Below are 14723 nucleotides of genomic sequence, written 5' to 3'. Positions count from 1 at the left end.
TGCCCTGCCCTCTCGGTTTGCACGGGGGTTTGCATAGGGTTTTCGCGGAGGACACCCATTCAAAGGAGATAGCGCTTTTATAAAGCGCTATCTTTCCCTGAAGGGTCTTTGTTCATGAAGATCTTCTCGCCATGAAGGTTGTCTTGCTATGAAGGTTGTCTTGCTATGAGAAGCGTCTTTGCAGGAAGGGCGTCTTGCCCGGCCGAGGCGTCGCCAATCTGACATATATTTACAACTAGCAAGATCGGCTTGACGCCTTGGAACCCACGTCCAGTATCACTCCGTCTATTCGCTTCGCCGTGTCGGGGTTGCTAAGTACCCGCCCAATGTCTCCGTCGGTGCACTTGGTATTGTGCCGTCACCTTATATGCGAGGCCCCAAGCGAGCGGTGCATGTAAAAATGATGAGACAAAAAAAGCGCCTCCCGAAGGAGGCGCCTTGAACCTTGTCGTGCTCGACGTGAGTCGAGGGGCGACTTAGTCCTGACCCATCTGCTGCTTGATGAGGTCGCCGATGGTGGTCGGGCCACCGGTCTCGACTTCCTGCTCGCGCAGCTTGGTCATGTTGCGACGCGTGTCGTCCTGATCCTTGGCCTTGACGGACAGGGCGATCTGGCGGTTCTTGCGATCGACGCCGACGATGCGGGCCTCGACGCTGTCGCCTTCGTTCAGCACGTTGCGTGCATCTTCGACGCGGTCAGCGCTGATTTCAGAGGCTTTCAGCACGGCGATGACGTCGGTAGCCAGCTCGACGTGAGCTTCCTTGGCATCAACTTCAACAACGCGACCAGTGACCACAGTGCCCTTGTCGTTCACAGACAGGAACTCGGCAACCGGATCGGTATCGAGCTGCTTGATACCCAGGGAGATGCGCTCACGCTCCGGATCGATAGACAGAATGACGGCTTCCGCTTCGTCGCCCTTCTTGAAGGAGCGCACGGCTTCTTCGCCAGTCTCGGTCCAGGAGATGTCGGACAGGTGAACCAGGCCGTCGATGCCACCGTCCAGACCGATGAAGATACCGAAGTCGGTGATGGACTTGATGGTACCCGCAACGCGGTCGCCCTTGTTGAACTGGGCGTTGAAGGTTTCCCACGGGTTGGCAGTGCACTGCTTGATACCCAGGGAAATACGACGACGCTCTTCGTCGATGTCCAGCACCATGACGTCGACATCGTCACCGACCTGAACCACTTTGGACGGATGGATGTTCTTGTTGGTCCAGTCCATTTCAGAGACGTGAACCAGACCTTCGACACCCTCTTCCAGCTCGGCGAAGCAGCCGTAGTCGGTGAGGTTGGTGACGCGAGCGTGCACCTTGGTGCCTTCCGGGTAACGATCCTTGATGTTGACCCAGGGATCTTCGCCCAGCTGCTTGAGACCCAGAGAAACGCGGTTGCGCTCACGGTCAAACTTGAGCACCTTGACGCTGATCTCGTCGCCAACAGCAACGATTTCGCTCGGATGCTTGATACGCTTCCACGCCATGTCGGTGATGTGGAGCAGGCCGTCAACGCCGCCCAGATCAACGAAGGCACCGTAGTCGGTCAGGTTCTTGACGATACCGATGATCTGCTGACCTTCCTGCAGGGTCGCCAGCAGAGCTTCACGCTCGGCACTGTTCTCGGCTTCGAGCACGGCGCGGCGAGAAACGACAACGTTGTTGCGCTTCGGATCGAGCTTGATGACCTTGAAGTCCAGCTCTTTGTTTTCCAGGTGCGTGGTGTCGCGCACCGGACGAACGTCGACCAGGGAGCCCGGCAGGAAGGCACGGATGGAGTCGACGTCGACAGTGAAGCCGCCCTTGACCTTGCCGTTGATCACGCCCTTGACGATCTCTTCCTTCTCGAAGGCAGCTTCCAGCACCTTCCACGCTTCGGCGCGCTTGGCCTTCTCGCGGGACAGGCGGGTTTCACCGAAGCCGTCTTCCACGGCTTCGAGGGCCACGTGGACCTCGTCACCAACGGCAATGGTCAGCTCGCCGCTGTCGTCGCGGAATTGCGCGGCAGGGATCTGACCTTCGGACTTCAGGCCGGCATTGACGGTGACCCAGTCACCTTCGATGTCGACGACAGTCGCCGCGACGATCGCGCCCGGCTCCATGTTGATGTCCTGGAGAGACTGTTCAAACAGTTCAGCAAAGCTTTCGCTCATGATGTTCCTACGTGATCAACGTTGAGTGCGGCAGGGCCGCTTCTCCGCACCACCAGCAAGTGCGGGCCATATTCAAAAACCCCCGGGGATGTTGACACTGGTTAGACCTGAACGAGTTTTCCGTTTCATGCACTCGAGCACGTCGTGACATCTTGCCGGGGACGCCGCAAGGGAGTTCAGAAGTCTCAGCACAGACCCTTTCGGGACAAGAGCTGGGTCAGCCGATCCACCACTTCCGGTATGCTCAGGCTTGTCGTGTCCAGCTCGATGGCATCATCGGCCGGCACCAGCGGGGCGACACTGCGATTCGTATCGCGGTCGTCTCGCGCCTGAATCTCCTTCAAAAGACTCGATAGACTAGCATCGACGCCTGCCTCCCGCAACTGGAGATGGCGCCGTCGCGCCCTCTCCTCTGCGCTTGCGGTAAGGAAAATCTTCAGTGGCGCAGCGGTGAACACCACGGTGCCCATGTCGCGACCGTCGGCCACCAGCCCAGGGGCCTTGCGGAAGTCCCGCTGACGCTTGAGCAGCGCCTGGCGCACCGCGGGCAGAGCGGCCACCAGAGAGGCACTGTTACCGACCTGCTCGGTGCGAATTTCCCGGGTCACATCCACGCCTTCCAGCTCGACGATGACCTCACCATCCGTCGCCCGAAACACCACATCGAGCTGACGCGCCAGCCGCTCCAGCTGACCCTCGTCATCCAGCGCAATACCCCGCTGAAGGGCTGACAGGGCCGTCAGGCGATACAGACAGCCGCTGTCCAGCAGATGCCAGCCCAGCCGCTCGGCGATCAGGCGGCTGATCGTACCCTTGCCCGCCCCACCAGGACCATCAATGGTCAATACCGGGACGTCAGCGTGTTCGATCTGGCTCATGCCCCCTCCTCACGCGCCTCTTCACGCAGCTCATCGAGCTGAAGACCGACACTGCGGGCAAGCTCCACGAAGCCGGGGAATGACGTCGCCACGTTGGCGCAGTCGTTGACCTCGATCGGCGCACTGGCCCGCAGCGCCGCGATGGTGAACGCCATGGCGATGCGGTGATCTTCATGACTCTCCACAGTGCCGCCAGCGTAATTGGCGCCGTCGCCGCCCTTGCCGACGATGTCGATGCCATCATCGTAGAGGGTATTCTCGATACCCAGCGCGCTCATGCCGTCGGCCATGGACTGCAGGCGGTCAGACTCCTTGACGCGCAGCTCCTCAGCCCCACGCAGGCGCGTGACGCCCTGGGCATTGGCGGCCGCGATGAACAGCGCAGGAAACTCGTCGATGGCCAGCGGCACCTGGTCCACCGGAATATCGATGCCGGTGAGAGGCCGATAGCGGATATGCAGATCAGCGACCGGTTCGCCGCCCACCTCACGCTGATTGTCGAGGCGCAGGTCCGCCCCCATGGCCAGCAGGATGTTGATCACGCCAATCCGGGTCGGGTTGATACCGACATGTTCCAGCACCAGGTCAGAGCCCGGCGTGATGGCTGCCGCTACCAGAAAGAAGGTCGCCGAAGAGATGTCGGACGGCACGTCGATGGGGCCCGCGGTCAGGTGACCGCCCCCCTGCAGCCAGCAGGTGTCACCGTCTCGCTGCACGTCGTAGCCAAAGCCGTTGAGCATACGCTCGGTATGATCCCGGGTCGGCGCAGGCTCACGCACACGGGTTTCGCCTTCGGCAAACATCCCCGCCAAGAGCAGGCACGACTTGACCTGGGCGCTGGCCATGGGCATGTCGTAATGGATTCCCTTGAGCGCCTGACCACCCTTGATCTTGAGCGGCGGACGACCGCCCTCGGCGGTGTCGATGACGGCCCCCATCTGACGCAGAGGGTCTGCCACACGCCCCATCGGACGACGTGTCAGCGAGGTATCGCCGGTCAACTCGGTATCAAATGCCTGGCCGGCCAAGAGACCCGCAAACAGGCGCATGGCGGTGCCGGCATTGCCCACATAGAGAGGGCCCGCCGGCTTCTTCAGGCCGTGCATGCCGACGCCATGAATGGTGACTCGCCCATGATGGGGCCCTTCGATGGCCACGCCCATCTCGCGGAACGCCTGCAAGGTGGCAAGGCTGTCCTCGCCCTCGAGGAAACCGGACACCTCGGTCACCCCTTCAGACAGGGCACCCAGCATGATGGAACGATGTGACACCGACTTGTCACCAGGCACGCGAATGCGACCGGTAACGCTACCACCGGGGGCTACCCGATAGCGCAGCATGGCTGTTTCTTGCATCTGATATTCCGCCTGATAACTGGTCTGGTTGAGCAAGGTATCAAAATAGTGGCGCGCGTGGCTGGCCCGATCGAAGGTCCCCAGCAGATGATCCCCATCACCGCGTTCCACCGCCTCACGTAACTGTGCGAGTCCGGCCTCGAAGTCATCCAGCGCCTCAAGCACGGCGCCGCGATTGGCCTGAAAGACGTCACGCCACATCACAGGGTCGCTGCCGGCGATCCGGGTAAAATCGCGAAAGCCACCGGCGGCATAGCGAAAGATCTCGAGGCGCTCGTCCTGGCGTGCCAGCGTGTCGACCAGGGAGAACGCCAGCAGATGGGGCAGATGGCTGGTGCGAGCAAGCACCTGGTCGTGACGCGCGATGTCCATCTCCAGCACCTCGGCCCCCGTCAGCTGCCACAGGCTGCGAACCCGCATCAGCGCCTCGTGGTCGGTATCGGCCATGGGCGTCAGGATCACCTTGTGGGCCTGGTACAGATCCGGGTTGGCCGCCGCCACGCCGCTCTTCTCCGAACCCGCAATCGGGTGTCCCAGGACGAAGCGCGGCGGCAACTCGCCAAATGCCGCCACCGCGGCCTCGGCGATGGCGCCCTTGGTGCTGCCTACGTCGGTGATCACCAGGTCGTCCGCGGCCCGATGCCGCAGCGCCTGCAGCTCCGCCATGACCTTGCCCATGGCCATCACCGGCACCGCCAGGATCACCAGGGTCGCCCCGTCGATCACCGATTCGAGAGATGGGCCTCCCGCATCAATCAGGCCCATCTTTACGCCAAGCGCGACCTCCCGCTCGTCACAATCACACGCCAACAGGGTACTGCCGTCAGCCTGACCGACGCCTGCCTGGCGCAGCGCGGCGGCCAGGGAGCCGCCAATCAACCCAAGACCTACGATGACGATACGCGATGAAGATGGCAAAGGTGAACCACTACTCCCCATGCCTACAGAACCCCCTGGGGGTAGGACCCCAGCACCTTCACCTCGGACACTCGCAGGCGCACTTCCTCCAGTAACGCCGACACCCTCGGCTCTTCCACATGTCCGCTGAAATCGATGAAGAACACATAATTCCAGGCGCCAGTGCGGGAGGGGCGCGTCTCCAGACGAGTCAGATCGATCTGGTGGCGGTGGAAAGGTTCCAGCAGGTCGTGCAATGCCCCGGGCTGGTTGCGGGTCGCCACCACCAGCGATGTCTTGTCGACACCGGACATCGGCACATCCTGGTTACCGATGATCAAGAAGCGCGTGGAGTTATCCGGGCGATCCTCGATCTTCTCGGCGACGTGCGTCAGGCCGTAAAGCTTGGCGGCCATGTCTCCCGCAATGGCCGCACTATGCCACTCGCTCTTGACCAGGCGAGCGGCCTCGGCATTCGATGACACCGGCACGCGCTCGGCGTGAGGATAGTGGGCATCGAGCCACTTGCGGCACTGGGCGAAGGACTGCGGATGGGAATAGATCCGAGAGATCTTATCCTTCAACGTGGTGTCCGCGACCAGCAGATGATGATGGATGCGCAGCACCACCTCACCACTGATACGCAGACCAGAGTCGATGAACGAGTCCAGCGTGTGGTTGATCACCCCTTCGGTAGAGTTTTCCACCGGTACCACGCCATAGTTGACTGCGCCCGCTTCCACCTCGCGGAAGACTTCATCAATCGCCGCCATCGGCAGACTCACGGCGCTGTCGCCAAAGTGCTTGAGCGCCGCCTGCTGGGTAAAGGTCCCCTCGGGACCCAGGTAGGCCACCTTGATCGGCTGCTCCAGCGCCAGGCACGCGGACATGATCTCGCGAAACAGTCTGGCCATTTCCTCGCTGTCCAGCGGCCCCTGGTTCAGCTCCATGACCCGACGCAGGACCTGGGCTTCACGCTCAGGACGATAGAACACCGCCTGGGGGTCACTGGCGGTCTTGGTCTCGGCCACCTGGCGCGCGCACTCGGCACGCTCGCTGATCAGGCGCAGAATCTCAGTATCGATATGGTCGATGCGCTGACGCAGCGACGCGAGTCCCGATTCTTTCGAATCACTCATCATGTGTCTCCTTGTCACGCCCTGCCGCAGGTACGGGCATGTGGCATAGGACGGCTGATCCAACCTGGCGCGGGCTGCGACACATGTCGTATCGCTGCCCTGCTGCCTAGCCGCGCCGCGTCTCGAAATCGCTCATGAAGGCCACCAGCGCATCCACTGCGGCTTCCGGCACGGCGTTGTACAGACTCGCACGCATGCCACCCACACTGCGGTGCCCTTTCAGGTTGAGCAGGCCCGCCGCGTCCGCTTCGCGCAGGAAATCGCCCTCCAGGCCGCTGTCCGCCAGCACGAAGGGCACATTCATCTGAGACCGGTTGCGCTTGGCGATGGGATTGGAATAGAAGTCACTGGCATCGATGGCGGCGTAAAGCTTGCCGGCCTTGCGTGCATTGATCTCAGCCATGGCGTCTACCCCACCGATGTCCCGCTTGAGCCAGTCAAACACCAGCCCCGCCAGATACCAGCTGTAGGTGGCCGGGGTGTTGATCATCGAACCGGCCTCAGCCAGGGCACGATAGCTGAACAGGCTTGGCATGCTGTCCACCGCCCGGTCCAGCAGATCATCACGCACGATCACCAGCACCAGGCCAGCGGGCCCAATGTTCTTCTGGGCACCTGCGTAGATGACGCCGTAGCGCGACACATCCAAAGGCCCCGACAGGATCGTGGACGACAGGTCGGCCACCAGCGGCACCTCGACTCCATCTGCGCGACGGGCGCTGGGCAGATAGTCCAGCGCCAGGCCACCGATGGTCTCGTTGGGCGTCACATGCAGGTAAGCGGCATCATCTGACAGCGCAATATCACTATCGCGAGGCGCCTCCACATGCCCATTCGACGCGCTGGAGGCGGCGATGTGGGCGCGACCGAACAGGTGTTGCGCCTCCTTGATGGCCTTCTTGCCCCAGATACCGGTCTCGAGGAAGTTGGCCTGACCGCCGTGGCCCAGCAGGTTGTAAGGTACCGCGGCAAACTGCTGGGTCGCTCCGCCCTGAGTAAACAGCACGCGGTAGTTGTCGGGGACGGCCAGCAGCTCGCGCAGGTCCGCCTCGGCCTGCTCAGCGATGGCAACGTACTCGCTGGAACGGTGACTCATTTCCATCACCGAGAGGCCGCGCCCCTGATAGTCCAGCATCTCGCGCTGAGCGCGCTCAAGTACCGCGGTAGGCAGGGCGGCTGGGCCCGCACAGAAATTATAGTGGCGTGTCATGGTGTCCTGGCGATCGATCGTCATGGGGAGGCGCCCGCAGGCGCCGACCTGTCACAGGGCGGGGGGCGGCACCCGCTATGGGCGCCGCGCCATCCCGGGATCAGTCGTTATTGTTATCGGCAGCGCTGTCGTCAGAGGGGCCGTCCTCTCCAGAGCCTTCCTCTGAAGGGCTTCCCTCTGCAGCGTCCTCTTCTGCAGAGATATCCTCTGCCGCGCCCTCGGGGGACGCAGACTCGTCATCGAGCTCTTCGGCGTCCTCGCCCTCGAGCTCTTGAATACGCACGGTCTTGACCAGGGATTCGGCATCGCCGAGACGAATCAGCGTCACCCCTTGCGTGTTACGTGAGCTGATCGAAACTTCCTCGACCCGAGTACGCACCAGCGTGCCGCGGTCGGTGATCAGCATCATCTCGTCGGAGGACAGCACCTGCATGGCGGCTACCATGGCGCCGTTACGTGCGCTGGTCTGCATGGCGATAACGCCCTGACCACCGCGACCGCGCAGGGGGAACTCCTCGAGACGGGTGCGCTTGCCGTAACCGTTTTCACTGGCGGTCAGGATATAGATCTGACCATCATCACCCACGCTCTCGACGTCGCTGGCCTCACCGTGCTCTCCGCCTTCGGCGTCCGCATCGATTTCCAGGCTCTGGGGAATGATCAGGCTGATCACTTCCGCATCATCGAGCAGGCGCATGCCGCGCACCCCTCGTGCGGTACGTCCCATGGCACGCACCTGGGACTCCTCGAAGCGGATCGCCTTGCCGTTGGACGACAGCAGCATGGCATGGTCACTGCCCGAGGTAATGGCGGCGCCGACCAGACGATCGCCCTCCTCGAGGTCGATGGCAATCAAACCGACGCTGCGCGGGCGCGAGAACTGCTCCAGGCTGGTGCGCTTGACCGTACCGCGAGCCGTGGCGAAGAAGATGTAGCAGTTCGGATCGTAATCCTTCACCGGCATGATGGCGTTGATCGCCTCACCCTCATCCAGCGGCAGCAGATTGACCAGCGGCTTGCCACGGGAGCCTCGGCTGGCGGCCGGCATTTCGTAGACCTTGAGCCAGTACACCTTGCCGCGGTTGGAGAACAGCAGCACCGTGTCATGGGTCGACGCCACCAGCAGGTGCTCGATGACGTCTTCGTCCTTCATGGCCGTGGCCGACTTGCCGCGCCCGCCGCGACGCTGGGCCTGGTAGTCGGACAACGGCTGGGTCTTGGCGTAGCCCGAACGAGACACGGTCACCACCATGTCTTCCTCGGCAATCAGGTCCTCGATCGACAGATCAAGGTGGCTGGCCTGGATGTCGGTGCGACGCTCATCGCCGAACTGGTCACGCACGGCGATCAGTTCTTCGCGAATCACCTCCAGCAGACGGTCCGCGGAGGCCAGAATGGCCATCAGCTCGGCAATCTTCTCGAGGATCGACAGGTACTCGTCCAGCAGCTTTTCCGTCTCGAGACCGGTCAGGCGATGCAGACGCAGCTCGAGAATCGCCTGGGCCTGAGCCGGCGACAGGCGGTACTCGGTACCCACCGTGTTGAGACCAAAGCCTTCCTCCAGATCTTCGGGCTTGCACGACGTGGCGCCGGCGCGCTCGAGCATGCCGGTCACCTGGCCGGGCTGCCAGGATTTCGACAGCAGCTTTTCCTTGGCTTCGGCAGCGTTGGGCGAGGCCTTGATCAGCTCGATCACTTCATCGATGTTGGAGATGGCGACCGCCAGGCCTTCGAGGATGTGGCCGCGCTCTCGGGCCTTCTTCAGCTCGAACAGTGTCCGGCGGGTCACCACTTCACGCCGATGACGAATGAAGGCTTCCAGAACCTCCTTGAGGTTCATGGTCTTCGGCTCGCCGTCTTCCAGCGCCACCATGTTGATGCCGAAAACGTTCTGCAGCTGAGTCTGGGCGAACAGGTTGTTCACCACTACCTCGCCACTCTCGCCACGCTTGACCTCGATCACCACGCGCAAGCCGTCCTTGTCGGACTCGTCACGCAGCTCGGCGATACCGTCGATCTTCTTGTCCTTGACCAGCTCGGCGATCTTTTCGATCAGACGCGCCTTGTTCACCTGGTAAGGCAGTTCAGTGACGATGATGTGGTCACGACCACTCTTGTCGTCATGCTCGATGGTGTGCTTGGCACGGATATAGATGCGCCCGCGGCCGGTACGATAGGCCTCGAGAATACCGGCGCGGCCATTGATGATGCCGCCGGTAGGGAAATCGGGCCCCGGTACATGCTCCATCAGATCATCGACGCTCAGGGTGTAGTCGTCGACCAGCGCCAGACAGGCGTTGATGATCTCGTTCATGTTGTGGGGCGGGATGTTGGTCGCCATGCCCACCGCGATACCGGACGAACCATTGACCAGCAGGTTGGGCACCTTGGTCGGCAGCACGTCGGGAATCCGCTCGGTGCCGTCGTAGTTGTCGACCCAGTCGACGGTATCCTTCTCGAGGTCAGCCAGCAGCTCATGGGCCAGCTTGGCCATGCGAACCTCGGTGTAACGCATCGCGGCGGCATTGTCGCCATCGATGGAACCGAAGTTGCCCTGGCCATCGACGAGCACATGGCGCATGGAAAAGTCCTGCGCCATGCGCACGATGGTGTCGTACACCGCACTGTCGCCGTGGGGGTGGTATTTACCGATGACGTCACCCACCACACGGGCAGACTTCTTGTACGGCTTGTTCCAGTCGTTACCCAGCTCGTGCATCGCAAACAGCACACGCCGATGAACCGGCTTCAGGCCATCGCGCACGTCCGGCAGCGCTCGGCCGATGATCACGCTCATCGCGTAATCGAGGTACGACTGCTTCAGCTCGTCCTCGATATTGACTGGCAGAATCTCTCTGGCGATGTCACCCATGGGTCGTCAAGTCCTTTGCACAGCAACAGGTAGGCGCGTCACGCAGCCGTGACAAGGCGCACAAATACAGCCACGTAGCATACCACCCTTGGTGGCTATAGCGCAGCGTCTGTCATTGCTTCCAGGCACTTGTCATCATTTCTTCAGCGGCTCGCAGACGCCAATGGCGCAGCAGGCAGCGTCAGTCCACCACCACCAGCGCCGCCAAGGCATCACGCAGCTCTCCATCGATGGTCATTGCCTTGTTGCTGGCGACATCGAGCAGAACAAAGGTCAGCTCAGCGCGGACCACCGTGGCACCATCCCGCTGTCGCAGGATCTCATGGTGCATCTTGGCACTGCGTCCACCCAGCACCGACAGACGGGTTGCCACCTCGAGGCGGTCTCCGGTCACCGCCGCTTCGCGGTAGTCGACGTTCAGATTCACCGCAACGAAGGCGATGTCACCGGTCGCCAGGCGCGACATCAACGCCGGATGACGGTCGAAATAGTCCCAGCGCCCCTCCTCCATGAACTCCAGGTAACGGGCGTGATTGACGTGGCCATAGCCGTCCAGGTGGTAGCCACGCACGGCCACCGTCACCTTGCCGATCTTGTCCTGCATGCTGCTCTCCTTGTGGATGTTCCGCTTAAAGAGGGTGTCGATACCTCAACGTCGATAACAAGATGCCGACACCCAACATTCAAACTACTGTTTGATACTGAGCGCTGTCGAGCCTGCTGGCAATACCGCCCCCAAAGAGGCAGAGGCGAAGCGGCGCTTCGCTGCTACGCTTGCCTTCGATACAGGCCTCACCGCTGCATCATTTTCACCCTAGGCCGCCAGCGTTGGCGCAATCGCGACCGACCTGAGCGGGTCACTGGCACCCGAGAACACCATTCGCCATAATGTGCCTCCTTTTCGACCCGAGAATTGCTTCATGTGGTTCAAGCACTTGCACCTCTATCGTCTGCACGACGCCAGCACACTGGACAGCGAGCAGCTGGAAACAGCCCTCGCTGAACAGGCTTTTCGTCCGCTCGGCAGCAGCGAGGCTCGCCGCAGCGGCTGGACAGCCCCCGCCGGTCGTGGCAGTGATCGCTACCTGCACGAATTGCAAGGCCAGCGGCTGATGACCGCCCTGCGCCAGGAGCGCATTCTGCCGGCCTCGGTCGTGAAGGAAGAGGTCGAGGAGCGGGTCGAGGTCATCGAAGCCCAGGAGAGCCGCAAGCTGCGCCGCCAGGAAAAACAGGCGATCAAGGAGCAGGTCTACGAAGAGCTGCTGCCCCGCGCCTTCGTCCGCAGCCAGAAGACCGACCTTTGGTGGGACACCCGGCGCAACCTGATTGCGGTCAACAGCTCCAGCCGCAAGCGTGCAGAAGAGCTGTTGGACCTGTTGCGCGAAACCCTGGGAAGCCTCAAGGTGACGCCGCTGGCGGCCCAGACCCTGCCGATTCGCGCCATGACCACCTGGCTCAATGACGCCTCATCGCGTCCCGCCGATATGCTGTTGGGTGATCAGGTGGAGCTGAAGGCCAAGGGCGACGATGGCGTACTCAAGGCACGCCAGGTGGACCTGGACGGTGACGACATCCAGCAACTTCTGGAAGGTGGGCGCCAGGCCAGCAAGCTGGCACTGGCCATGGAGGGACGTCTGCGCTTCGTGCTGCATGACGACCTGGCCGTCAAGTCGCTGGCCTTTGATGATGCCTTGATTGATGAAGCCAACCAGGCCGATGACGGTGACGATGCCGTTCTGCGGATGGAAACCGACTTTATTTTGATGGCACAAACGCTGGGTGACAGCGTGGATCGCCTGATCGACTGGCTGGGCGGTGAAGCCCAGAGCAACTCCGTTACGGCTACTGACCTGACTGCGACGACAACATGACTTCGAATGCTGAGGCCGGGCAGGATCCCTGGCACGACATACGCCCTTATCAGGATGACGAGGTGGCGGCGACGCTTGCACGCCTGTCAGAAGACCCTGAGCTGTTGACCGCGTTGACGCGTTATCGCCTCCCGCGCCTCTCGCGGCTGATGCCTCGCGTCTCCCGTGCCCTGGCCAGCTGGGCGATCAAGCGTGAGACCCGCGATGTGACCAGCGTCGCGCAATTCCAGCAGCGCATCGCCAGCTACATGCAGCGCATGCTGCGCACCTCCACCGACGACTTCCGAGTGGATGGCCTCGACGCGCTGGATGCCGACACGGCCTATCTGTTCATCGGTAACCATCGCGACATCTCGCTGGATCCGGCCTTCGTCAACTATGCCCTGTACCTGGCCAACCGCAATACGGTGCGCATCGCCATCGGTGACAACCTGCTCAAGAAGCCTTATGTCACCGACCTGATGCGCCTGAACAAGAGCTTCATCGTGCCTCGCAGCGCCCGCGGCAAGCGCGCCATGCTGCAGGCCTACCTTCAGCTCTCGAGCTACATTCGCCACTCGATTCAGGACGACAACCACTCGATCTGGATGGCCCAGCGCGAGGGCCGCGCCAAGGACGGTATCGACCGTACCGATCCGGCCATTATCAAGATGATGACCATGGCCCATCGTGCCGACAATCGTCACGCCCCCCTGGGCGAAGGCGTCGAGGCGCTGCGCCTGGTCCCGGTGGCCATCAGCTACGAATACGACCCCTGCGATATCCAGAAGGCCAGAGAACTGAAAGCCGTCAGCGAGGATGGCGGCTACAACAAGAGCGAATTCGAGGATATCAGCTCGATCGTGGCGGGCATCACTGGTCACAAAGGCCGCGTTCACCTGCGCTTCGGGACGCCCATCGACCGCAGCTTCGACACCCCCGAGGCCGTGGCAGCCGAGATCGATCGCCAGGTGCTGGGCGACTACCACCTGTTTCCCAGTCATTACCTGGCGCTCGAGGCCCTGGGCGCGCACCCGGACCTGCTCGACTTCTCTGAGGTCACCGACGCCGACCGGGAGCGCTTTGCACAGCGATTGGCGCAGGTGCCCGACGACCTCAAACCCTGGTGGCTGGCACAGTACGCCAATCCGGTCATCAACTGCGCGGGGCGAGAGATCGCGCCGTGAGCACCCCCTCCTCGCCGGCACCCCGTCGTTTTTACTGGACGGCTCAGGGCGTCACCCTGATTGGCGCCGGCGTGGACCTGGTGGTCGGCGTAATGAAGCTGATCACCGGGATGATCGTCGGCTCTGCTGCGCTGATCGCCGACGGCATCCACTCCTTCTCCGATATCGTGACCGATGTCTTCGTCCTGGCCGCCACCCACTACGGGCGGCAGGCGCCGGACCGTGACCACCCCTATGGCCACGGCCGCATCGAGACACTGGCGACGCTATGGCTGGGCGGCGTGCTGATCTTCGTCGCCGGTGCGATTGCCGCCTCCAGCGTCGAGCGTCTGCTCGACGACCAGCTCGCCACCGCACCAGGGGCCACGGCCATCGGTATCGCGGTGGTATCGCTGCTCGCCAAGGAAGCAATCTTCCACTATTCGCTGCACGCGGCACGACGGCTGGACTCGGCACTGCTCGAGGCCAACGCCTGGCACTCGCGCACCGATGCCCTCTCCACCCTGGTCGTGCTGGTCGGCCTGATTGGCGGACAGTTCGGTGTGGGCTGGATGGATGCCGCAGCCGCCATCCTGGTGGGCCTGATGGTCGGCTGGGTGGGGGGACGACTGATGTGGCAATCCTCCAGGGAATTGATCGATACCGCACTTCCGGCCGAAGATGAACGTCAGCTGCGTCGGCTGGCCGAAACTGTGCCAGGGGTCACGAGCGTCCACGACCTGCGCACTCGCCGACTGGGCAGCGACGTGGTGCTCGACCTGCACATTGTCGTGGCGCCCAGGGTCACGGTGTCGGAGGCCCATGAGATCGGTAACGCCGTCAGCCGTGAGCTGCGCCAGTCCTCGCGCCGATTGAAGGACGTGACCTTCCATATTGACCCAGAGGACGATGAAGGCCTGATTGCGCACAGTTTGCGACCAGGCCTGCCGCTGCGGGCAGAGATCGAGCAAATCCTTGATCAAAGATGGGCAAAACATCCCGCCTGGCGCCGACGTCTCGCGCTGAACCTGCACTATTTGGATGACCGGGTAGATATTTCGTTGTACGTTGACTCTCAGATCCATCATGACGACCTTGATGAGTTAGCTCACGAATTATGCCGAGACCTAGCCCCTCTCCCCTGGGTGGGACAGCTGACGCTGTGGCAAGGCCCGGGAAAGGCCTGACCACGACCCGGACCCT

Annotated in this window: 10 protein-coding genes; 3 read left to right on the top strand and 7 right to left on the bottom strand. The window is 62.2% G+C overall.

The window, feature by feature from the left end; genetic code table 11:
• Nucleotides 1-476: 476 nt before the first annotated feature.
• From rpsA to KUV45_RS11715, 7 genes are all read right to left on the bottom strand, one after another.
• Nucleotides 477-2153, bottom strand: coding sequence for a 30S ribosomal protein S1 (gene rpsA, locus KUV45_RS11745; protein WP_206938138.1), 1677 nt, complete (start codon nt 2151-2153; stop codon nt 477-479).
• A gap of 185 nt (nt 2154-2338) precedes the next feature.
• Nucleotides 2339-3031 (bottom strand): (d)CMP kinase, encoded by a 693-nt coding sequence (cmk, locus tag KUV45_RS11740; protein ID WP_206938136.1) that lies wholly within the window; start codon nt 3029-3031, stop codon nt 2339-2341.
• Complete coding sequence (locus tag KUV45_RS11735) at nt 3028-5325, bottom strand: bifunctional prephenate dehydrogenase/3-phosphoshikimate 1-carboxyvinyltransferase (protein WP_222163158.1); 2298 nt, start codon at nt 5323-5325, stop codon at nt 3028-3030. Before KUV45_RS11735 ends, cmk begins: the two co-directional genes overlap by 4 nt.
• A gap of 2 nt (nt 5326-5327) precedes the next feature.
• Nucleotides 5328-6422, bottom strand: coding sequence for a prephenate dehydratase (gene pheA, locus KUV45_RS11730; protein ID WP_222163157.1), 1095 nt, complete (start codon nt 6420-6422; stop codon nt 5328-5330).
• Nucleotides 6423-6528: 106 nt separating this feature from the next.
• Nucleotides 6529-7632 carry a 3-phosphoserine/phosphohydroxythreonine transaminase gene (gene serC, locus KUV45_RS11725; protein WP_222163249.1) on the bottom strand — a complete coding sequence of 368 codons (1104 nt, stop codon included), beginning with the start codon at nt 7630-7632 and terminating at the stop codon, nt 6529-6531.
• A gap of 100 nt (nt 7633-7732) precedes the next feature.
• The gene (gene gyrA, locus KUV45_RS11720; protein ID WP_222163156.1) at nt 7733-10504 is read right to left on the bottom strand and encodes a DNA gyrase subunit A; all 2772 of its coding nucleotides are present in this window, start codon (nt 10502-10504) and stop codon (nt 7733-7735) included.
• A gap of 181 nt (nt 10505-10685) precedes the next feature.
• A complete protein-coding gene (locus KUV45_RS11715; protein ID WP_206938128.1) occupies nt 10686-11108 on the bottom strand; it encodes a thioesterase family protein in 423 nt (140 codons plus the stop codon).
• A gap of 316 nt (nt 11109-11424) precedes the next feature.
• Between KUV45_RS11715 and KUV45_RS11710 the strand changes: the two genes are divergently transcribed.
• Genes KUV45_RS11710 through KUV45_RS11700 form a run of 3 tightly spaced genes read left to right on the top strand, consistent with a single transcriptional unit; the run spans nt 11425 to nt 14707 of the window.
• Nucleotides 11425-12375, top strand: coding sequence for a recombination-associated protein RdgC (locus KUV45_RS11710; RefSeq protein WP_206938126.1), 951 nt, complete (start codon nt 11425-11427; stop codon nt 12373-12375).
• Complete coding sequence (locus KUV45_RS11705; RefSeq protein ID WP_222163155.1) at nt 12372-13541, top strand: 1-acyl-sn-glycerol-3-phosphate acyltransferase; 1170 nt, start codon at nt 12372-12374, stop codon at nt 13539-13541. Before KUV45_RS11710 ends, KUV45_RS11705 begins: the two co-directional genes overlap by 4 nt.
• Nucleotides 13538-14707 carry a cation diffusion facilitator family transporter gene (locus KUV45_RS11700; protein WP_224852021.1) on the top strand — a complete coding sequence of 390 codons (1170 nt, stop codon included), beginning with the start codon at nt 13538-13540 and terminating at the stop codon, nt 14705-14707. Before KUV45_RS11705 ends, KUV45_RS11700 begins: the two co-directional genes overlap by 4 nt.
• Nucleotides 14708-14723 lie beyond the last annotated feature (16 nt).

This window comes from Halomonas sp. DP3Y7-2 (genome assembly GCF_019800795.1).
Classification (GTDB): domain Bacteria; phylum Pseudomonadota; class Gammaproteobacteria; order Pseudomonadales; family Halomonadaceae; genus Halomonas; species Halomonas litopenaei_A.
This window is presented reverse-complemented; position numbering and strand designations above follow the sequence as displayed.